At 64.0% G+C, this 19,476-nt stretch carries 14 protein-coding genes; 6 read left to right on the forward strand and 8 right to left on the reverse strand.

The annotated features are described in order from the left end of the window. Positions 1–3 precede the first annotated feature (3 nt). The 4 genes from SJY40_RS05240 to proS form a co-directional block, all read right to left on the reverse strand. Complete coding sequence (locus SJY40_RS05240) at positions 4–837, reverse strand: ABC transporter ATP-binding protein (RefSeq protein ID WP_378943522.1); 834 nt, start codon at positions 835–837, stop codon at positions 4–6. Further along, positions 834–1,616, reverse strand: coding sequence for an ABC transporter ATP-binding protein (locus tag SJY40_RS05245; protein ID WP_378943524.1), 783 nt, complete (start codon positions 1,614–1,616; stop codon positions 834–836). The genes SJY40_RS05240 and SJY40_RS05245 overlap by 4 nt, the downstream gene beginning before the upstream one ends. A gap of 114 nt (positions 1,617–1,730) precedes the next feature. After that, the gene (locus SJY40_RS05250) at positions 1,731–2,915 is read right to left on the reverse strand and encodes an ABC transporter substrate-binding protein (RefSeq protein WP_378943526.1); all 1,185 of its coding nucleotides are present in this window, start codon (positions 2,913–2,915) and stop codon (positions 1,731–1,733) included. Positions 2,916–3,094: 179 nt separating this feature from the next. Continuing rightward, positions 3,095–4,456 carry a proline--tRNA ligase gene (gene proS / locus SJY40_RS05255; protein WP_378943528.1) on the reverse strand — a complete coding sequence of 454 codons (1,362 nt, stop codon included), beginning with the start codon at positions 4,454–4,456 and terminating at the stop codon, positions 3,095–3,097. A gap of 164 nt (positions 4,457–4,620) precedes the next feature. Here proS and SJY40_RS05260 point away from each other — a divergent pair, with 164 nt between their 5' ends. Genes SJY40_RS05260 through SJY40_RS05275 form a run of 4 tightly spaced genes read left to right on the forward strand, consistent with a single transcriptional unit; the run spans position 4,621 to position 10,318 of the window. Further along, complete coding sequence (locus tag SJY40_RS05260; RefSeq protein ID WP_378943530.1) at positions 4,621–5,829, forward strand: AI-2E family transporter; 1,209 nt, start codon at positions 4,621–4,623, stop codon at positions 5,827–5,829. Between the two features lie 12 nt (positions 5,830–5,841). Further along, complete coding sequence (locus SJY40_RS05265; RefSeq protein WP_378943532.1) at positions 5,842–6,546, forward strand: chromosomal replication initiator DnaA; 705 nt, start codon at positions 5,842–5,844, stop codon at positions 6,544–6,546. A 28-nt stretch (positions 6,547–6,574) separates the two neighbouring features. Continuing rightward, a complete protein-coding gene (locus SJY40_RS05270; RefSeq protein ID WP_378943534.1) occupies positions 6,575–8,740 on the forward strand; it encodes an RNA degradosome polyphosphate kinase in 2,166 nt (721 codons plus the stop codon). Between the two features lie 54 nt (positions 8,741–8,794). Beyond that, on the forward strand, positions 8,795–10,318 hold the full coding sequence (locus SJY40_RS05275; RefSeq protein ID WP_378943536.1) for a Ppx/GppA family phosphatase: 1,524 nt from the start codon (positions 8,795–8,797) through the stop codon (positions 10,316–10,318). A 494-nt stretch (positions 10,319–10,812) separates the two neighbouring features. Here SJY40_RS05275 and groL read toward each other — a convergent pair whose 3' ends face one another. Together groL and SJY40_RS05285 are read right to left on the reverse strand one after the other, a co-directional pair. Further along, positions 10,813–12,459, reverse strand: a complete 1,647-nt coding sequence (gene groL / locus SJY40_RS05280) for a chaperonin GroEL (RefSeq protein ID WP_378943538.1) — start codon at positions 12,457–12,459, stop codon at positions 10,813–10,815. Positions 12,460–12,504: 45 nt separating this feature from the next. Continuing rightward, entirely contained in the window at positions 12,505–12,792 is a 288-nt protein-coding gene (locus SJY40_RS05285; protein ID WP_378943540.1) for a co-chaperone GroES, read from the reverse strand. 195 nt (positions 12,793–12,987) lie between these two features. Between SJY40_RS05285 and SJY40_RS05290 the strand changes: the two genes are divergently transcribed. Further along, on the forward strand, positions 12,988–14,010 hold the full coding sequence (locus SJY40_RS05290) for a TraB/GumN family protein (RefSeq protein WP_378943542.1): 1,023 nt from the start codon (positions 12,988–12,990) through the stop codon (positions 14,008–14,010). Between the two features lie 28 nt (positions 14,011–14,038). Here the strand turns inward: SJY40_RS05290 and SJY40_RS05295 are convergent, their stop codons facing one another. Continuing rightward, positions 14,039–17,011 (reverse strand): hypothetical protein, encoded by a 2,973-nt coding sequence (locus tag SJY40_RS05295; protein ID WP_378943544.1) that lies wholly within the window; start codon positions 17,009–17,011, stop codon positions 14,039–14,041. Positions 17,012–17,259: 248 nt separating this feature from the next. Between SJY40_RS05295 and SJY40_RS05300 the strand changes: the two genes are divergently transcribed. Then, positions 17,260–18,156 carry an SIMPL domain-containing protein gene (locus tag SJY40_RS05300; RefSeq protein WP_378943546.1) on the forward strand — a complete coding sequence of 299 codons (897 nt, stop codon included), beginning with the start codon at positions 17,260–17,262 and terminating at the stop codon, positions 18,154–18,156. Positions 18,157–18,189: 33 nt separating this feature from the next. Here SJY40_RS05300 and SJY40_RS05305 read toward each other — a convergent pair whose 3' ends face one another. Continuing rightward, positions 18,190–19,470 carry an O-acetylhomoserine aminocarboxypropyltransferase/cysteine synthase family protein gene (locus tag SJY40_RS05305; RefSeq protein ID WP_378943548.1) on the reverse strand — a complete coding sequence of 427 codons (1,281 nt, stop codon included), beginning with the start codon at positions 19,468–19,470 and terminating at the stop codon, positions 18,190–18,192. Positions 19,471–19,476 lie beyond the last annotated feature (6 nt).

The raw sequence follows: 19,476 nt of genomic DNA on the forward strand, positions 1-19,476 counted from the left end.
GGCTCAGCCCCCCAGGAAGGTGCGGCGCACCTCGTCATTGGCCATCAGTTCGGCGCCGGTGCCGGTATGGGCATTCGCGCCCTGCACCAGCACATAGGCCTTGTCGGCGATATTCATCGCCTGCTGCGCATTCTGTTCCACCATCAGCACGGGCATGCCGCCGCGTGCGATGGCGATGATGCGGTCGAACAATTCATCCATGACGATGGGGCTGACGCCCGCGGTCGGTTCGTCCAGCATCAGGACCTTAGGCTGGGTCATCAGCGCGCGACCCACTGCCACCTGCTGACGCTGACCGCCCGACAATTCACCCGCCGCCTGTTTGCGCTTTTCGGCAACAGCGGGGAACAGGTCATAGACCTGCTGCATGGTCTGGCGGATGTCGTCGTTGCGGATGAAGGCCCCCATTTCCAGGTTTTCCTCGACCGTCATCGACGGGAAGATGTTGTTGACCTGCGGCACGAAGCCCATGCCCGCCTTGACGCGGTCCTGCGGGTTCAGCGCGGTGATGTCCTGACCGTTCAAGCGCACGCTGCCCTGACGCAGGTTCAGCATGCCGAAAATGGCCTTCATCGCGGTCGATTTGCCAGCCCCGTTCGGGCCGACGATCACCGCGATCTGGCCCTGTTCAACGGCGATGGTGCAGTCGTGCAGGATATCGGCACCCTTGCCATATCCGCCGGTCATGCCTTCGCCGATCAGGAAAGGATCGCCCGCGCGACCCTCGCCCACGGGGCCGGACCTGCGGGTGCCGTCGATGGTGCCCATGCCGCGCGTGTTGACGACCGAGGCGTCGCGATTGCCGCGATTGCCGAAGCTGGAATTGCTGTCGCTCATGCGCCCACCATGTCCTTGTTCTTCAGACCGGTGCCCAGATAGGCCTCGATCACCTGTTCGTTCTGCATGATGTCGGATGCGCTGCCTTGGGCCAGCACCTTGCCCTCGGCCATGACGATGACCGGGTCGCAGAGCTTGCCGATGAAATCCATGTCGTGTTCGATGACGCAGAAGGTATAGCCGCGTTCCTTGTTCAGGCGGATGATCGCGTCGGCGATGGTCATCAGCAGGGTGCGGTTCACGCCTGCACCGACCTCGTCCAAGAAGACGATCTTGGCGTCAACCATCATCGTGCGGCCCAGCTCCAGCAGCTTTTTCTGGCCGCCCGACAGATTGCCCGCATGTTCGTTCGCAAGGTGGCGGATGGTCAGGAAATCCAGAACCTCATCGGCCTTCTTGCGCAGTTCGGCCTCTTCGCGGGCGATGCGACCGCGCTGGAACCATGTTTTCCAGATGGTTTCGCCCGACTGCACGCCGGGGACCATCATCAGGTTTTCGCGCACGGTCATGCTGGCGAATTCATGGGCCATCTGGAAGGTCCGCAGCAGACCCTTGTGGAACAACGTGTGGGGCGGCAGGCCGGTGATATCCTCGCCGTCCATGAACACCCGTCCGGATGTAGGAGGCAGCACGCCTGCAATCACGTTGAACAGCGTCGATTTGCCGGCGCCGTTCGGGCCGATCAAGCCGGTGATTGATCCGGTCTCGATCGTCAGGCTGGCGCCATCGACGGCGCGGAATCCGCCGAAATGTCTGTGAAGGTCTTCGACCCTGATCATGTATCTGTTTCCCTGTCTTCACTTCGTTGGCGAAGAACTGCCTGCAACAGGCTATTATCATTGCGAAAAGCCCGGCACCTCTAAGATGCCGGGCTTTCTGTCGGTCAGGCCGGCTTAGCGATAGCCGACGACCTCCATCTTGCCGTCCTTGAACTCAACCTCGCGGTAGACACCCGAGGATTTACCCGGCTCGATCAGTTCGACCGCGGTTGCGCCGACATAATCGACATCGCCGCCGCCGTTGATGATCTCCAGCGCCTTGGCCAGTTCGCCGGGCAGAATTTCTTCGCCGGGGGCGTTGGCGACATCCATGACGCTGCCCTTATAGGTCGCGGGATCGGATGAACCCGACTTGGCCATCGCCAGCAGCATCAGGGCAGCGGCGTCATATGCCTCGCCCGAGAACGCGCCCGAACCGTCGAAGCCCGCTTCGGTGGCCATGGACAGGAAGGTTTCGCGGCCCGGACCGTCAGCTGCGGGGTTCTGGCCGAAGCTGCCGTCGATCTCCGAACCGAAATTGGTCTCCAGCGCCGAACCGACCATGCCGTCGGGGAAGACGAAAGTCTCGAACGCACCGGTGTCCAGCGCGGCGCGAACCACGCCCGAACCGCCCTGATCGACATAGCCGACCACAACTAGCGCGTCGCCACCGGCGGCGGCCAGTGCGGCGACCTCGGCGGAATAATCGGCCTTGCCGTCGTCATGCGCGCTGTTGACGGTGACGCTGCCGCCCTTTTCCTCGAAGGCATTGGCAAAGCTGTCGGCCAGACCTTTGCCGTAATCGTTGTTGGTATAGGTCACGGCGACGGTCTTGATGTCGCGGCCCAGCACGATGTCGGCCATCACATCGCCCTGACGCGCATCCGAGGGTGCGGTGCGGAAGAACAGCCCGTCATCCTCGATCGTGGTCAGCGCAGGCGAGGTGGCCGAGGGCGAGATCATCACCATACCGTTCGCCTTGGCGACGTTCTCAAGGCTGGCGATGGTTTCACCCGAACACATGCCCCCCATGATGCCCTTGACGCCTTCCGCGGCGATCAGGCGTTCCACGGTGGCGGTGGCTGCGGCTGCGTCGATGCAGGTGCTGTCGCCGGTAACCGACACGACGGTCGAGCCGTCCATCAGCAGGCCGCTGTCGCTGACTTCCTTCATCGCCAGTTCCGCACCCTGCTGCATGGCGGGGGCCATGGATTCCAGCGGACCGGTAAAGCCGAGCGATACGCCCAGCTTGATTTCTTCAGCACCAGCGGCACCGGCCATCAATGCGCCGGCGGCGGTCGCGAGAAGAAGCTTTTTCATTGGTCGTCTCCCAGTTGGAACGTTGTCCTGAGGGTGACGTTAGAAGCCGGTTTCCGAAAAAGGAAGCGCCATGTCGCGCCGATCTGCATGGTTTTTAGACAGATTGACAAGGTGACGTTGCGCCATTCAACGGCTTGCATCAGCGCGACCGGCGGAGCATGGCCGCCGGTCGCGTCGGATCACTTGTCCTGAACCGACAGGCCCAGAATGGGCTGATAGATCTGCTGGACGCGGGCGATGGCGTCGCGGGCCGACATCTCGGTGCTTTCACCGCTGCGGCGATCGGTCAGTTCCACAAGATTGTTGGCCAGACCGCGCGGGCCGACCGTGATGCGCCAGGGCGCGCCGATCAGGTCCATGGATGCGAATTTCGCCCCCGCCCGTTCGTTGCGGTCATCATAAAGCGGGTCCAAGCCACGGGTCTGCAGCTCGGCATAGATCGCCTCGCAGGCGCCATCGGTTGAGGCATCGCCCTGCTTCAGGTTGACGATGCTGACGTGGAAGGGCGTCACGCCTTCGGGCCAGATGATGCCCTTGTCGTCGTGGTTCGCCTCGATGATGGCGCCCAGCAGGCGGGAAACGCCGATGCCGTGGCTGCCCATGTGGACCGGCACGCGCTGCCCATCGGGGCCGACGACCGTGGCACCCATCGGTTCGGAATATTTGGTGCCGAAATAGAAGATCTGGCCGACCTCGATACCGCGTGCGGTGCGACGGCGTTCCTCGGGGACCTGATCGAAGACGGCCTGATCGTGGGTTTCGTCGGTGCGGGCATAGCGGCTGGTGAATTCATCCATCACCGCCTGGCATTCATCGACGCTGTCGTAATCGATCTGGCGGTCGCCGAACTTCAGGTCAGTGATCTGGCTGTCGTAGAAGACCTCGGATTCACCGGTTTCCGCCAGCACCAGGAATTCATGCGTGTCGTCGCCGCCGATGGGACCGCTGTCGGCACGCATCGGGATCGCCTGCAGGCCCATGCGTTCATAGCTGCGCAGATAGGTCACCAGATGGCGGTTATAGGCGTGCAGCGCGTCTTCCTTGGTCAGATCGAAGGTATAGCCGTCCTTCATCAGGAATTCGCGGCCGCGCATCACGCCGAAACGGGGGCGGATCTCGTCCCGGAACTTCCACTGGATGTGGTACAGCGTCAGCGGCAGTTCCTTATAGCTGTTGACGTGGCTGCGGAAGATGTCGGTGATCATCTCCTCGTTCGTGGGACCGTACAGCAGGTCGCGCTTCTGGCGGTCGGTGACGCGCAGCATTTCTTCGCCGTAATCGTCATAACGACCGGATTCGCGCCACAGATCGGCGGGCTGCAGCGTCGGCATCAGCATCGGGATGTGACCGGCGCGCTGCTGTTCCTCATGCACGATCTGTTCGATGCGGCGCAGCACCTTGTAGCCAAGCGGCAGCCAGGAATAGATCCCCGCCGCCTGTTGCTTGATCATGCCCGCGCGCAGCATCAGCCGGTGGCTGACGATCTGCGCCTCTTTGGGGTCTTCCTTCAGTACGGGCAGGAAATAACGCGACATGCGCATGGGGAACGGTCCTTCAAAGCGGTTTGGCGCAGGGTTACAGGACCGGCGGCCACTTGCCAAGAACCTGCGGCCCCGCGCGACGTGCAAGCCGACCGTATGGCGCTTGCAACCGTCGGCGCGGGCGGTCACATTCGGGCGGTACATCAAATCATAAGGGCAGGTTCATGCGCATCCCCGTTCGCAAGCAGATCATGTGGTGGGGGGTGGCGGCAATCACCCTGCTGCTGACGCTGTGGTTGCTGGGTCAGGCGGTTCTGCCGTTCATTCTGGGGGCAGGGGTCGCCTATCTGCTGGATCCGGTCGCGGACCGTCTGGAACGTCTTGGCCTGTCGCGCACCATGTCGGTGGTGGTCATCACCTTCGTCGTGGTGCTTCTCTGCGTTGCGGTGGTCTTGCTGATCGTGCCGGTTCTGGTCCGTCAGGCCAGCGCCCTGATCGAGACCGCGCCGCAGATGCTGGATCAGGCCCGCGCCTTCGTCGACAACCGCTTTCCGGGCACCATCCCGCAGGGCGCGGGCCTGGACAAGACGCTGGCAGATCTGCAGACGGCCATCGGGGAACGGGCGGGCAGCTTTGCCTCGACCATTCTGGGGTCGGTGCGGGGCGTGATCGGGGCCATCGCGCTGTTGGTCATCGTGCCGGTGGTGGCGTTCTATCTGCTGCTGGACTGGGACAACATGGTGCGTGCCGTCGACCGCCATCTGCCACGCGAACATGCCCCCACCGTCCGCCAACTGGCATCCGAGATCGACGATGCGCTGTCCGGCTTTCTTCGCGGCCAGTCGCTGGTCATCCTGATCCTTGGCATCTGGTACGCGATTGCGCTGATGATCGTGGGGCTGCCCTTCGGGTTCTTCATCGGCATCATGGCGGCCTGTCTGTCCTTCATCCCCTATGTCGGCGTGCTGATCGGTGGGGCGACGGCCATCGGGGTCGCGCTGTTCAGCTTCTGGGGCGAGCCGGTCTGGATCGGCGCCGTCGTCGCCATCTTCGGCATCGGTCAGGTGGTCGAGGGGAATTATCTGCAGCCCAAGATCGTCGGCGGTCATGTCGGTCTTCACCCGGTCTGGCTGTTGCTGGCGCTGTCGGTCTTTGGCGCGTTGTTCGGCTTTGTCGGTCTGGTCATGGCCGTGCCGATGGCAGCGGCACTTGGGGTTCTGGCGCGCTTCCTGATCGCGCGCTATCGGGAAAGTTCGCTCTATACCGGGCAGGTCGCGCCATCCGATCCCGACTTGCCGATCCTGGTCGAGATCGTGCCGTCGGGCACCGTGCGCGACAGCATGCGTCAGGCCCGGCTGGCCGCCGATCACGCCCGCGGGCAGCAGGAAATCGAGGTGATGCAGGAAGACCTGTCGCGCCGGATGACGGACTGACCCGGAGGCCGCGTGACCCAAGGCAATCCTTCCCGCCAGCTGACATTGGACCTGACGACGCCTCCGGCCCATGCGCGGGCCGACTTTCTGCCCGCGCCCGCCAATCGCGCGGCACTGGCGGCATTGGATGCGCCGATGTCATGGCCGAACGGACGGATGCTGCTGATCGGACCCGAGGGCGCGGGCAAGACGCATATGGCGGCCTTCTGGGCCGCGGAAAACGGCGCGCGGCGGATCGCGGCGGCGGCTCTCCGCCCCGATGCCCCCGACATGCTGGCCGCCGAGGGTGGGGCCATCGTCATCGAGGATGCCGATCATGCGGGCTTTGCCGCCGGGGTCGAACAGGCCCTGTTCCACCTGTGGAACCTGTGTGGCCCGCGCGACTGCCTGCTGCTGATGACCGCACGCAGGCCCCCGCGCGATTGGGGGCTGTTGCTGCCCGATCTGCGGTCGCGGATGGATGCCATGCCGCAGGTTCACCTTGGTCCGCCGGATCAAGCGCTGCTGGCAGCGGTGCTGGTCAAGCTGTTCGCGGACCGGCAACTGGCCGTGCCCGCCGGGCTGATCGACTGGCTGGCGCTGCACATGGACCGCGATCTTGGGTTGGCCCGTCGGCTGGTCGCGGCAATGGATCACGCCGCGATGGCGCAGAAAGGCCCCGTCACCCGCCGTATCGCCGCCGACCTGCTGGACAAGCTGTCCGAGGCTGACGCATGATCGCGCTAACCGACGTTGCTGGAATATCATGACCCAAGCCGATTTCCTCCGTTCGCCTTTTCCGGAACCCAAGTCGCTGCCGGGCGGTGTGCCGCAGGGGGTGAACCGGTTCTTCAACCGTGAACTCAGCTGGCTGTCGTTTAACTGGCGGGTGCTGGACGAAGCGCGTAACCCACGCGTGCCGCTGTTGGAACGCCTGCGCTTCGTATCGATCAGCGCGACCAATCTGGACGAATTCTATACCACCCGTGTCGCGGGCCTGCGCGAATTGGTGCGCGAAGGCAGCACGACGCCTTCGGACGACGGGCTGCTGCCTGCCGAACAGCTGGCATTGATCAACGGCGATGCCCGCCGCCTGATGGCCGCGCAACAGGGGGTCTGGAACGGATTGCGCAAAGAGATGGAGCAGGCCGGCATCGTCATCCTGTCCCGCCAGCGCCTGACCCGCGCCGAAGAGGAATTCCTGCGCCATTATTTCCTGAACCGCGTCTTTCCGGTCCTATCGCCGCTGGCCATCGATCCCGCGCATCCGTTCCCCTTCATTCCGAACACCGGATTTTCGCTGGCCCTGCAGCTGGCGCGCGAAACCGATGACCGCAAGATGCAGGCCCTGCTGCCCATCCCGGCGCAGCTGCCGCGCTTCGTGTCCCTGCCGGGGGGAGAGCGTTTCCTGAGGCTGGAGGACCTGCTGCTGATGCATCTGTCCAGCCTGTTCCCCGGCTATCGCGACGTCGGTCACTGCAGCTTCCGCGTGCTGCGCGACAGCGATCTGGAGGTCGAGGAAGAGGCCGAGGATCTGGTCCGCGAATTCGAAACCGCGCTGAAGCGTCGCCGTCGGGGCAGCGTCATCCGGCTGAAGATCACCTCGGGGGCGCCGGATCGCCTGCGCCGCCTGATCATGGACGAACTGGAGGTGACCGCCGACGAGGTCATCGAAGTCGAGGGCCTTCTGGGCATGGCCGACCTGTCCGAGCTGGTGCTGGACAACCGCCGCGACCTGCTGTGGCCGGTCTTTACGCCGCGCGTGCCCGAACGGGTGCAGGACCATGACGGCGACATGTTCTCGGCCATCCGGCAAAAGGACATGCTGCTGCATCACCCCTATGAGACCTTTGACATGGTGGTGCGCTTTCTGGCGCAGGCCGCGCGTGATCCCGACGTGTTGGCGATCAAGCAGACGCTCTATCGCACCAGCCGCGACAGCCCCATCGTCGATGCCCTGTGCGAGGCCGCCGAGGCCGGCAAATCCGTCACGGCGCTGGTCGAACTGAAGGCGCGCTTCGACGAGGCCGCCAATATCCGCCAGTCGCGTCGTCTGGAACGCGCCGGTGCGCATGTCGTCTATGGTTTCGTGAACTATAAGACCCACGCCAAGATCAGCACGATCGTGCGGCGCGAAGGCGATACGCTGGTGACCTATACCCACTACGGCACCGGCAACTATCACCCGATCACGGCGCGGATCTATACAGACATGTCGCTGTTCACCTGCGATGCCGAACTGGGCCGCGATGCCACCAAGGTCTTCAACTATCTGTCGGGATACGTGCAGCCCGCGGGGCTGGAAAACCTGTCGATCTCGCCCATCGAACTGAAACCGCATCTGATCGCCCTGATCGCCGCCGAGGCCGAATTCGCCCGACAGGGGCGTCCGGCAGCCATCTGGGTCAAGGTCAATTCGCTGACCGAAACCGACGTGATCGAGGCGCTCTATGCCGCCAGCGAGGCAGGGGTCAAGATCAACCTTGTCGTGCGTGGTATCTGCGGAATCAGGCCGGGCATCAAAGGGTTGTCGGAAAATATCCGCGTAAAATCGATCGTCGGTCGGTACCTTGAACATTCGCGGATCGTCTGCTTCGGCAATGGCTGCGGCTTGCCGTCGATCAAATCGCGGGTCTTCATCAGTTCCGCCGACTGGATGGATCGCAACCTGAACCGTCGGGTCGAAACATTGGTCGAATGTCGCAACGAAACCGTCAAGGCGCAGATCGTCAATCAGGTCATGGCCGCCAACATGGCCGACGAGGCGCAAAGCTGGCTATTGCAGCCCGATGGCCGTTTTTTGCGCTATCTTCCGCAGGGCCGCGACGATCTGTTCAACTGCCACCGGTTCTTCATGGAGAACCCCTCGCTGTCGGGGCGGGGCACGGCGGGGGCGCGTGATGTTCCGGCGCTGACACATTCTTCCGATTGACGCCTTGGCCTTGTCGGGCCAAGGAACCTTGAAGGCATTGCGAAAGGCTTGAAGATGAACGGGGTGCGAACCACCAGCGGACAGAAGATCGAGCCATTCGGTCGCAAGTTCTCCAAGCTGCCCAAGCGGGCGTTGAAACGTGTGGGGATCGTGGATGTCGGGTCGAACTCGATCCGGCTTGTGGTCTTTGACGGGGCGGCGCGGTCGCCGGCCTATTTCTACAATGAAAAGGTCATGGCGGGACTGGGGCAGGACATGGCTACCACGGGCCGCCTGAACCCCGCCGGGGTCGAACGCGGTTTTTCCGCGCTGGCACGTTTCGCGGCGCTTGCCAAAAGCATGGACATCCAACCGCTGACCTGTGTCGCCACCGCCGCCGTCCGCGAAGCCGAGGACGGTCCCGCCTTCCAGGCGCGCGTCGAAAAGGAAACCGGGCTGAAGCTGTTCGTCATCGACGGTCAGGAAGAGGCCCGTTTGTCGGCGCAGGGCGTTCTGCTGGGCTGGCCCGATGCCAAGGGGTTGGTCTGCGACATCGGCGGCAACTCCCTTGAGTTGGCGGTGGTCGAAAACGGCAAGGTCGGCAAGCGCGTCACCTCGCAACTGGGGCCGTTCCGCCTGCAGCAGGTGCCGCCCGAAAAGTTGCAGGACCATATCACGTCGATTCTGGCCGAACTGGCCGATGAGGTCGGCACCGATCACGAACGCATCTATCTGGTTGGCGGTTCATGGCGGGCCATCGCGCGTCTGGACATGGAACGCAGCAAGTATCCGATGACGGTGCTGCACGAATACCGGATGAGCCCGGATGCGGTGGCAGAGACCATCGAATGGATGGGTCAGCATGATCTTAACACGCTGCGCGGCAAGGTCGGCATATCATCATCGCGGATCGAGCTGGTGCCGCTGGCCAGCAAGGTCCTGTCGCAGCTGATCGATGTCTTTGCGCCGAAGGAGCTGGCCGTCTCCAGCTTTGGTATCCGCGAAGGCCTGCTGTACGAACATATGTCCGATACGTTGCGCCGCCGTGATCCCCTGCTGGAGGCCGCGCGCTTTACTGAAAAGCAAATGGCGCGGCTGCCCGGGTTCGGCAAGAAGCTGTATCACTTCCTGCTGCCGCTGTTCCCAGATCTGACGCCGGAGCGCGACCGCCTGATGCAGGCCGCCTGCCTCCTGCATGATACGGCTTGGCGCGCCCACCCCGATTACCGCGCCGAGGCCTGTTTCGACAATGTAACCCGCGCCAATATGGCCGCCCTCAGCCACCCTGAACGGATTTACTTGGGGCTGGCGCTGTTGCACCGCTACAAGAACAATCGCGCCCAATCGCAGATGGCACCACTGTTCGCGCTGCTCTCGGATGATGAAATTTTGGCGGCCGAGATTTTGGGCAAGGCCATGCGCTTTGGTGCAATGTTTGCCATCGACGATCTGGCAGGTGCCGCTTCGCTAAAGCATGTGCCGGGCCAAAGCGTGACGCTGGATCTGACCAAGACCGGGCGCGCCCTGATGGGCGAGGTTGCCAAATCGCGTTTCCAGTCTTTGTGCAAATCCATGAAGGTTGAAGGTCGTATCACCTAGGCGCTAGCGCATTTTTCGTTGACGAAAACGTCGCTTCGGAGTTTGTTGCTGCCTCATAGCGTGCGGGTTGATAAGACTGGCCTATGGTGGAGGGCAGTTTTGCCGAAAAATCCGGTGACCAGATTGCGGACGCTTTGGGCATTTGTATCCGTGAAAAACAGGCCGCTGTCCAACACAGCCTCAAACTCCGTCACAACAATGGCCGGCGTTAAGATGATGCTACAGAATATAAACCAAGACCGGCGCGCGAACCGGTGGTCTTCGTGAATGAACGGTTTCATCGTTACATCGTCGCGATCTTGGATCTGCGATCTGACGAAGCCTGCATTCATCGACCGGATCGCAGTATGTCCATCGCGATAAGCGCCGCGAATTTGGAACACCTTCGCAATTCAATCTTAGTCCCAATTGTTTTGGCAGTTCAAATTGCGAACGAAAAAAAGGGCGCCCCGAGGGACGCCCTTTTCCGTATCTGCCATGGGGCAGGGGGATGATTACATCATGCCGCCCATGCCGCCCATGCCACCCATGTCGGGCATGCCGCCGCCCTGGCCTTTCGGCTCGGGCTTTTCGACGATCATGGCTTCGGTGGTGATCAGCAGGCCCGCAACCGAGGAAGCGTCTTCCAGCGCGGTGCGGACGACCTTTGCGGGGTCGATCACGCCGAACTTGAACATGTCGCCATATTCTTCGGTCTGGGCGTTGAAGCCGAAGGCCTTGTCGGTCAACTCACGGACCTTGCCAGCCACGACGGCGCCATCGACGCCAGCGTTTTCAGCGATCTGGCGCATCGGAGCTTCCAGCGCGCGGCGGACGATCGAGATACCGGCGTCCTGATCCGAGTTCGCACCCGTCAGACCTTCCAGAACCTTGCCACCCTGAACCAGGGCAACACCACCACCAACGACAACGCCCTCTTGGACGGCGGCGCGGGTTGCGTTCAGGGCGTCGTCGACGCGGTCCTTACGCTCTTTCACTTCGATTTCGCTCATGCCGCCGACGCGGATGACTGCAACGCCGCCTGCCAGTTTGGCAACGCGTTCCTGCAGCTTTTCCTTGTCATAGTCCGAAGTGGTTTCTTCGATCTGCTGACGGATCTGGGCGACACGTGCTTCGATCTCGGACTTGTCACCGGCGCCATCGACGATGGTGGTGTTGTCCTTGTTGATCGTGACCTTCTTGGCGGTGCCAAGCATGTCGATCGTGACGTTTTCCAGCTTCATGCCCAGGTCTTCGCTGATGACCTGACCACCGGTCAGGATCGCAAGGTCCTGCAACATCGACTTGCGACGATCACCGAAGCCCGGTGCCTTGACGGCAGCGATCTTCAGGCCGCCACGCAGCTTGTTGACGACCAGCGTGGCCAGAGCCTCGCCTTCGACGTCTTCCGAGACGATGACCAGCGGCTTGCCCGACTGGATGACGGCTTCCAGCAGCGGAACCATCGGCTGCAGCGACGAAAGTTTCTTTTCGTGCAGCAGGATGTAGGCGTCTTCCATTTCGGCAACCATCTTGTCGGGGTTGGTCACGAAATAGGGGGACAGGTAGCCGCGGTCGAACTGCATGCCTTCGACGACTTCGACTTCGGTTTCCATGCCTTTGTTTTCTTCGACGGTGATGACACCCTCGTTTCCAACTTTCTGCATGGCGTCAGCGATCATGCGACCGATCGACGCTTCGCCGTTCGCCGAGATCGTGCCGACCTGAGCGACTTCGTCGGTGTCGTTCACGGGACGCGAAGCAGCTTTGATGGCTTCCACGACCTTGGTGGTGGCCAGATCGATGCCGCGCTTCAGGTCCATGGGGTTCATGCCGGCAGCAACGGCCTTCATGCCCTCTTTGACGATGGCCTGAGCCAGAACCGTCGCAGTGGTGGTGCCGTCGCCGGCTTCGTCATTGGTGCGCGAAGCGACTTCGCGGACCATCTGAGCGCCCATGTTCTCGAACTTGTCGGACAGTTCGATTTCCTTGGCAACCGACACACCGTCTTTGGTGATGCGCGGTGCACCGAAGGATTTGTCGATGACGACGTTGCGGCCTTTGGGGCCCAAGGTGACTTTGACGGCATCCGCAAGGATGTTGACGCCTTTCAGCATCCGGTCGCGTGCGTCGGTGCCGAATTTGACTTCTTTAGCTGCCATTTGAATCTCCTGAAGTTTGTTTGAAGAAAGGGACTATCCGGGTGATCAGCTGATCACGCCCAGGATGTCGCCTTCTTTCATGATCAGCAGCTCTTCGCCGTCGACCGTGACTTCGGTGCCGGACCATTTGCCGAACAGCACGCGGTCGCCTGCGTTGACCGAGGGTGCGATCAGCTCGCCCGAGTCCTTGCGTGCGCCATCACCGACCGAGACGACTTCGCCTTCTGCGGGCTTTTCCTTGGCGTTGTCGGGGATGATCAGACCGCCCTTGGTCTTTTCTTCCGACTGGACGCGGCGGACCAGAACGCGGTCTTGCAGCGGTTTAAATGCCATGTGAACACTCCGATATTTCAGGTTACAGTGTTGCGTTGTTGGCACTCACCGGGTGCGAGTGCCAATGACGTTGATTTAGGCGCGACACACGACACTGTCAACGGGTTTGCATCCGGATTTTGCATGGCCCCGCTGGAAGGCGGGTGCATTTCGTGACAGCCTGCGCAGCATCTGCCACGCATTTGGAAAGACGCGATGCGACATGTCCTGAAGGCCGCCGCGCTGGCGATTGTGTCCCTGTCGGTGCCCGCTTGGGCCGACGGTTGCACGGGCCAAAACCTGTTCGACACCATGCCCGCGGACAAGAAGGCGCGGATCGACGCCGCCGTGCGCGACGTGCCCTTCCGCGACGGTCTGCTGTTTCGCGCCAGCAAGGGCGAGCTGCAGATCACATTGGTCGGCACCTATCACTTTGGCGACGACCGCCACGCGCCGATGGTCAAGCGCCTGCAGCCGGTCATCGCCGACGCGGCCGCGCTGTATGTCGAGGCCGGGCCGCGCGAAGAAGCCCGCCTGACCGAGGCGCTGCAATCCGATCCCAGCCTGATGGTCGATGCCGATGGCCCGACCCTGCCAGAGCGTCTGTCCCCCGACGAATGGCAGCAGCTGTCGGATGCCATGTCGGACCGCGGATCGCCTGCCGTCATTACCTCGCGGTTGCGGCCTTGGTATGTGTCGATGATGCTTGGGATCTCGCCCTGCATGCTGGATGCGATGGAAAAATCGGGTGGCAAGACCGGTGGCTTGGACCATCTGCTGGTTCATCAGGCGCAACAGCAGCAGACGCCCATCCATGCGTTGGAGCCTTGGGATACCATCTTCGACCTCTATTCCGACCTGACCCCCGCGCAAGAGGTTGACATGATCCGCACCGCCTTGCCCTCGGCTGCGCATGCCGATGATTATGCGGTGACGCTGACGGATGCCTATTTCAGCGGGAATGTCTGGGAGATCTGGGAATTCGGACGGTTCGACGCCTATGAGAATTCCGGCCTGCCCAAATCCGAAGTCGATGAACAGATGGCCCTGGCGCAGGACCGGCTGATGGACAATCGCAACCGCAAATGGATCGGCGTGCTGACCGAAGGGGCCGATAAGGCGCATCGCGATGGCAAGGGGATCGTCGCGGCCTTCGGTGCGTTGCATCTGCCGGGCAAGGCGGGGGTTTTGAACCTGCTGCAGGAACAGGGCTACAGCGTCCAGCGCCTTGATGGTTGACCCTGCGCGCTGGCGCAGAGCCATCTGATCACTGGCCGTTCAAGACGCCCAGGGCATGGGCCTGACCACGCTTCTGATAGGTGATCCGGCTGTCACCGATGGCGGTGATCTGACCGCCGTTGATCTTGTCGCCGATCCGCAGGGTCAATACGCGGCCGTTCGACAGGCGCACCAAGGCTCGGCTGGCCTGACCGGCGCCGATGGTGCCGATGATCTGCGTGCTGTTCAGCTTGATGCCATCCTTGACAGTCGCGCTGGACCCGGCCGAGCCATTGGCGCCTTGTGGGATTGCCGCGATGACGTCGGGTTCTGCGTTGACTTCCGGGGGACGGTACTGCTGGTTGCGGGCGGCGGCGGCGCGGGCCTCGGCTTCGGCTTGCGCGCGGGCACGGGCTTCGGCGGCGGCGCGGGCCTGCGCCTCGGCGCGGGCATCGGCGGCGGCCTGCGAACGGGCACGCGCTTCGGCCTGCGCTTGCAGTTCATCATCCTGACGGCGCTGCTCGGCCTGTGCCGCAGCCTGATCAGCTGCCTGACGGTCCGCGACCGAGGGCACGACCGCCGCAGCTACCGGTACGGCGCTGGCAACCATGGCGTTGGCAGCAGCAGGGGCCGCGCGCGCCGCACGACGCGGCGGCAAGGCCGATGACGCCAATGAGGTCAAGGCCACCGAACCCGCCGAAGGCTGCGCTTCGATGGCCGAGGCAACGGCTGCGTCTACAGCCGCCGACGACAGACTGGGCGAGCCGTTGCTGCGCGGCTTGGCGCTTGGCCGGTTCGATCCGTCGATCGCGCCCGATGCCGTTGCCCGGATGGCGGGAGGGGCATTGTCGGCCTTTGACGCATCGGCCTTGGGTTCGGGGCGGCCACCGCTGACGGCCTGAGCCACGGCGGATTCAACCGCCTTCTGCGACGGTCCGCGAACCGAGACCGGCTTGCGCACCGGACGGGCGTCGGCAAGGCGGAAGACCAGCCCGCGTTCCTTGGGGCTGAACCCGGCATCACCGGCCTGTGCGGTGCGCAGATCGTGCAGTTGGCGTTCCAGCAGACTGCGCTCGGCCTGCGTCAACTGGCGCGGGGCGTCATCTTCTGCAGCGCTGCCTTCTTCCAGCAGTGACAGATCCTGTGGACGCGAGGGCGGGCGACCAGCGGTCGCCGGCGCAGCACTGGGTGCCGGAGCAGGTGCTGCGGTTTCTGCCGGCTGAGGGCTGCGCGCGGGCCGCGAGATGCTGGGCGGGCGCGCCCCAAGGTTTGCGGCGGGCGCAGGCGCAGCAGGACGTTCGGGTGCCGCAGCGGGCGCAGGGGCAGGCGTGGGTGCAGGGGTAGGCGCTGCCGGACGCGCAGCAGCACGCGCCGGACGTTCCGGCGGGCGGCTTGCAGCAATGCGGGGGGCAGCGGCGGTCGCTGCACCATCCTCGAACGGCAGCGGGTTCGAGGGCACACGCGGACGGGCCTCGGGCGCTGCGGGCGTCGAGGCGCGCGCGGGTGTCGTCCGCGGCGGACGGGCCGAGCTTTGCAGGTTCACCGCCCGGCTGATCGCGGTCGCAGCCGGTGCCGGCTCGGGCTTTTCGGCGGGAGCGGCGCTTTGGGTCGGCGCGGGCCGTTCCTGAGGTGCGGGGGCCGCAGCGGGCACGGCCTCGGGGGTCAGCGGCGCGCCGACGGTCTGGCTGTCATCGGGCCGCGCCGACGCCGCAGGTTGCGGTGCCGACAGTTGACGCGGCAGCAGGGTCGCTGCGGCGATCTGGTCATTCGTCAGCGTCTGCGCGACAGGTTCCGGCTCGGGGTTGGCAGCCATCGCTTCGGCCAGAGCCCGCGTCAGCGGGTCGTCATCCGGCGTATCGGCGGCGGGGGCATCGGCGGGCGCATCACGCAGGATGCCTTCACCCACGGGCTGGGGCATCTGGATCGGCGGCAGGGCGGCGGTGGGAATTTCGGCGGCAGGTTCCTGCACCTCGGCCTGCGGAGGCTGAGCCGCTTGCGGCGCGGGTTCGGCCGGTTGAACGGCTGCGGTGCGCTGTGGCGCGGGTTCGGCCTCGATCACAGGCTGGCTGTCGCCGCCAAAGACGACCAGACCCAACACCACGGCAATCGCCAGTCCACCGACCATCACGGGCAGTCGCGCCGGGTCCAGCTTGCGCAGGCTGGCGGCAACGCCGGTCGCGGCAGCGGCGGGGGCGGTCTGCTTGCGGTTGGCCTTGGCTGCAGCAGCTCGGTTGTGAACCGCCTCGGCACGCGGCGACAGGCGCTTTGCGGTCAATGGCGCATTCTGGCCGTGACGGATCACGGCAGCGCCGCCCTCGGTGGGCGCTGCCGGGGTGGCGACCAGGGGCGTGCGGGGCTTGGCATCCTTTTGCGGCGCATCTGCAACGGCCACATGCGACGTGATCCGCGACACGATGATCGGCTGCGGCTCGGGCTGCGCGACGACGGGGGCTGCGACTTCGGGCGCGTTGATGGTCGCCGGTTCGATGAAGGGGGCGGTGACGCGCGCATGCACCAGATCGGGGTCGCTGAACGGACGGCGATCGAACTGTTCCTGCGCCAGCCGCGAGGTGCCGAAGTCGGGTTGCCCCTCAAACCGGTCGTCATCGGGGCGCGCCTGGAAGCCCGAGGGACGGAACCCTTGGGCGCGGGCGAAATCCTCGGCCTCGGACAGGGTGCGGCGGGCGACGGCGGCGACGCGCAGCGTTTCGATGTCGCCGTTGACGGCCGGGCACCAGTCAAAGACCAGATCCTGCGCCGCATAGGGGGTCGATGCTTCCAGCGCCCGCGCGATGGTTGCCGGGGTATCCGACCCGAAGGGCACCGTCAGCGTGGTATAGAGGACCTGATCGTCGGGGATGACCAGAAGCGTGTCCAGTTCCCCCCCGCCGCCACCCGCCTGATCGCGCATCGCGATCAGGCGGGCGGTAAGATCGTCACCGGTGAAACGGGCCTGTCCCAAGGGGCGCCATTCCGGACCGTCACGGCGTTCCAGCTGGACGGCTTCCTGGGTGAAGCTCATGGCAAATTCGGGGGGCGCGGCATGCTGGTTCATTTGTATGGTTCGCTGCTCGATTTGCATCATGCATTTTAAGCCGCATGATGTCGTTGACCTTACCCATCACTACCGCAAATTGTGGAACGTTGAAAGAAGAACTGGCAGAACTGTGACCGCTTTCGACACCTTCCGGCCTAGGCAGGAATGCGGGCGGGGTGCATGAATGCTGCACGGAATGAAACGTTCGATGAAACGATCAAGGAGGATCTTCCATGGCGTCGCACCTGCAGTTTTCCAAGGCCCGCGCATTGGCGCTTGGCGTGGCCGCCGTCGGCCTGATGTCCACATCGGCCATGGCCGCCCCCAGCATGACCTGCGGCGCGGGGGCCGAGGTGTCGCGCCTGTCGGTCACCGGTGAAGGGCTGGCGCGGATCGCCCCCGATATGGCGACCGTTCAGTTGGGTGTGACCACCCAAGGTGACAGCGCCAAGGCCGCGATGGACCAGAACTCCGGCCAGCAGGCGGCGGTCGTCAAGGCGCTGACCGATGCGGGGATCGATCAGGCGCAGATCCAGACCTCGGGGTTGAACCTGAACCCGCTGATGAAATACGACGAGGATCGCGCCCCGACCGTCACCGGCTATCAGGCCAGCAACATGGTCAGCGTCCGCGTTAACGATCTGGCCCGCTTGGGCGAGGTGCTGGATGCCATCGTCAGCGCAGGCGCCAATGAAATCAACGGCATCGAGTTTTCGCGCGAAGACGGCGCCGATGCCCAGGACGACGCCCGCGAGCAGGCCGTCACCGACGCCCGCCGCAAGGCCGAGGTTCTGGCCGAGGCCGCCGGTCTGACCCTCGGCCCCGTCCTGTCCATCCGTGACAGCCAGAGCAGTGGTGGCGGTCCCCGCCCGATGATGCGGATGGAAGCCGCGATGGCCGACAGCGTTCCGGTTCAGGCCGGCGAGATGGAGATGTCGTCACGTGTCGACATCGACTATGCGCTGACGGGGGATGGGGCCTGCGCGCCGATGCAACCCAAGGGGCAGAAGCATCACCGCACGAAGGGCGGCGACGTGCCGATGCATGGCGACGGTGCGCCCGCGCCGGACGAACCCGTGGTGCCGGGCATCGTCGAGCCGCTGCCCGAAACGGACGCCCCCGCTAATTGATACGATCGGGGGCCGCGATGGCCCCCGATGCCCTCAGGCCGTCGCCTTGGCCAGCGCCTGATCCAGATCTGCGATCAGATCGGCGACATCCTCGATGCCGACGGACAGGCGCACGATTTCAGGTCCGGCACCTGCAGCGCGCTGCTGATCCTCGGTCAGCTGGCGGTGGGTGGTCGATGCTGAATGGATCACCAGCGACCGCGCATCGCCCAGGTTGGCCACATGGCTGAACAGCTCCAGCGCATCGACCAGCTTGACCGCCGCCTGATAGCCGCCTTTGATCGCGAAGGTGAACAGACCGCCGATCCCCTTGGGATACAGCCGGTCGGCGGTTGCCTTCCATGGCGAACTGTCCAGCCCGGCATAGGTGACGGTCTCGACCCGCGGATCGTTTTCCAGCCATTGCGCGACCTTCAGCGCGTTTTCGCAATGCCGCTGCATGCGCAGGCCAAGCGTCTCGATCCCCATCAGCGTGTAATGGGCGCCCTGCGGGTTCATGGTCATGCCCAGATCGCGCAGACCGATGGCGATGCCATGGAAGGTGAAGGCCAGATTGCCGAAGGTCTCGTGGAACTTCAGCCCGTGATAGGCAGGCTCGGGGGCTGACAGACTGGGGAATTTGTCGCTGGCCGACCAGTCGAACTTGCCGCTGTCGACAACGACGCCGCCGGTGACGGTGCCGTTGCCGGTCATGTATTTCGTCAGGCTGTGGACGACCAATGTGGCGCCCATCTCGATCGGGCGGCACAGATAGGGGGTCGCCAGCGTGTTGTCCACGATCAGCGGAATACCCGCGTCATCGGCAATGGCCGCGACCGCGGGGATGTCGGTGACATAGCCGCCCGGGTTGCTGATCAATTCGCAGAAGATCGCGCGGGTGTCGTCGTCGATGGCGTCCTTCAGCGCCTGCGGATCGTCCAGATCGACGAATTTCGCCGACCAGCCAAAGCGCCGGATTGTCTGGCTGAACTGCGTGACCGTGCCGCCATAAAGCCGCGTCGAGGCGACGATGTTGCGCCCCGGCTCCATCAGCGGGAACAGCGCCAGGATCTGGGCCGCATGGCCGGAAGAACAGCAGACCGCCCCCGCGCCGCCCTCAAGTGCCGCGACCCGCGACTGCAGCGCCGCAACGGTCGGGTTCGTCAGGCGGGAATAGATGAAGCCGACCTCTTGCAGGTTGAACAGCGCTGCGGCGTGATCGGCGTCGCGGAAGGCATAGGCCGTCGTCTGATAGATCGGCACCTGCCGCGCACCCGTGGCCGGATCGGCCGCGGCGCCTGCGTGAATGGCCGTCGTGTCGAAGCCCTGTGTCATGAAACC

The organism is Paracoccus sp. R86501 (assembly GCF_042466435.1).
Taxonomy (GTDB): domain Bacteria; phylum Pseudomonadota; class Alphaproteobacteria; order Rhodobacterales; family Rhodobacteraceae; genus Paracoccus.

Bases quoted from the DNA above. Each gene is read 5' to 3' on its own strand.
- SJY40_RS05240 (WP_378943522.1), bottom strand. From the start codon at position 837: ATGAGCGACAGCAATTCCAGCTTCGGCAATCGCGGCAATCGCGACGCC.
- SJY40_RS05245 (WP_378943524.1), bottom strand. From the start codon at position 1,616: ATGATCAGGGTCGAAGACCTTCACAGACATTTCGGCGGATTCCGCGCC.
- SJY40_RS05250 (WP_378943526.1), bottom strand. From the start codon at position 2,915: ATGAAAAAGCTTCTTCTCGCGACCGCCGCCGGCGCATTGATGGCCGGT.
- proS (WP_378943528.1), bottom strand. From the start codon at position 4,456: ATGCGCATGTCGCGTTATTTCCTGCCCGTACTGAAGGAAGACCCCAAA.
- SJY40_RS05260 (WP_378943530.1), top strand. From the start codon at position 4,621: ATGCGCATCCCCGTTCGCAAGCAGATCATGTGGTGGGGGGTGGCGGCA.
- SJY40_RS05270 (WP_378943534.1), top strand. From the start codon at position 6,575: ATGACCCAAGCCGATTTCCTCCGTTCGCCTTTTCCGGAACCCAAGTCG.
- SJY40_RS05275 (WP_378943536.1), top strand. From the start codon at position 8,795: ATGAACGGGGTGCGAACCACCAGCGGACAGAAGATCGAGCCATTCGGT.
- groL (WP_378943538.1), bottom strand. From the start codon at position 12,459: ATGGCAGCTAAAGAAGTCAAATTCGGCACCGACGCACGCGACCGGATG.
- SJY40_RS05285 (WP_378943540.1), bottom strand. From the start codon at position 12,792: ATGGCATTTAAACCGCTGCAAGACCGCGTTCTGGTCCGCCGCGTCCAG.
- SJY40_RS05290 (WP_378943542.1), top strand. From the start codon at position 12,988: ATGCGACATGTCCTGAAGGCCGCCGCGCTGGCGATTGTGTCCCTGTCG.
- SJY40_RS05295 (WP_378943544.1), bottom strand. From the start codon at position 17,011: ATGAGCTTCACCCAGGAAGCCGTCCAGCTGGAACGCCGTGACGGTCCG.
- SJY40_RS05300 (WP_378943546.1), top strand. From the start codon at position 17,260: ATGGCGTCGCACCTGCAGTTTTCCAAGGCCCGCGCATTGGCGCTTGGC.
- SJY40_RS05305 (WP_378943548.1), bottom strand. From the start codon at position 19,470: ATGACACAGGGCTTCGACACGACGGCCATTCACGCAGGCGCCGCGGCC.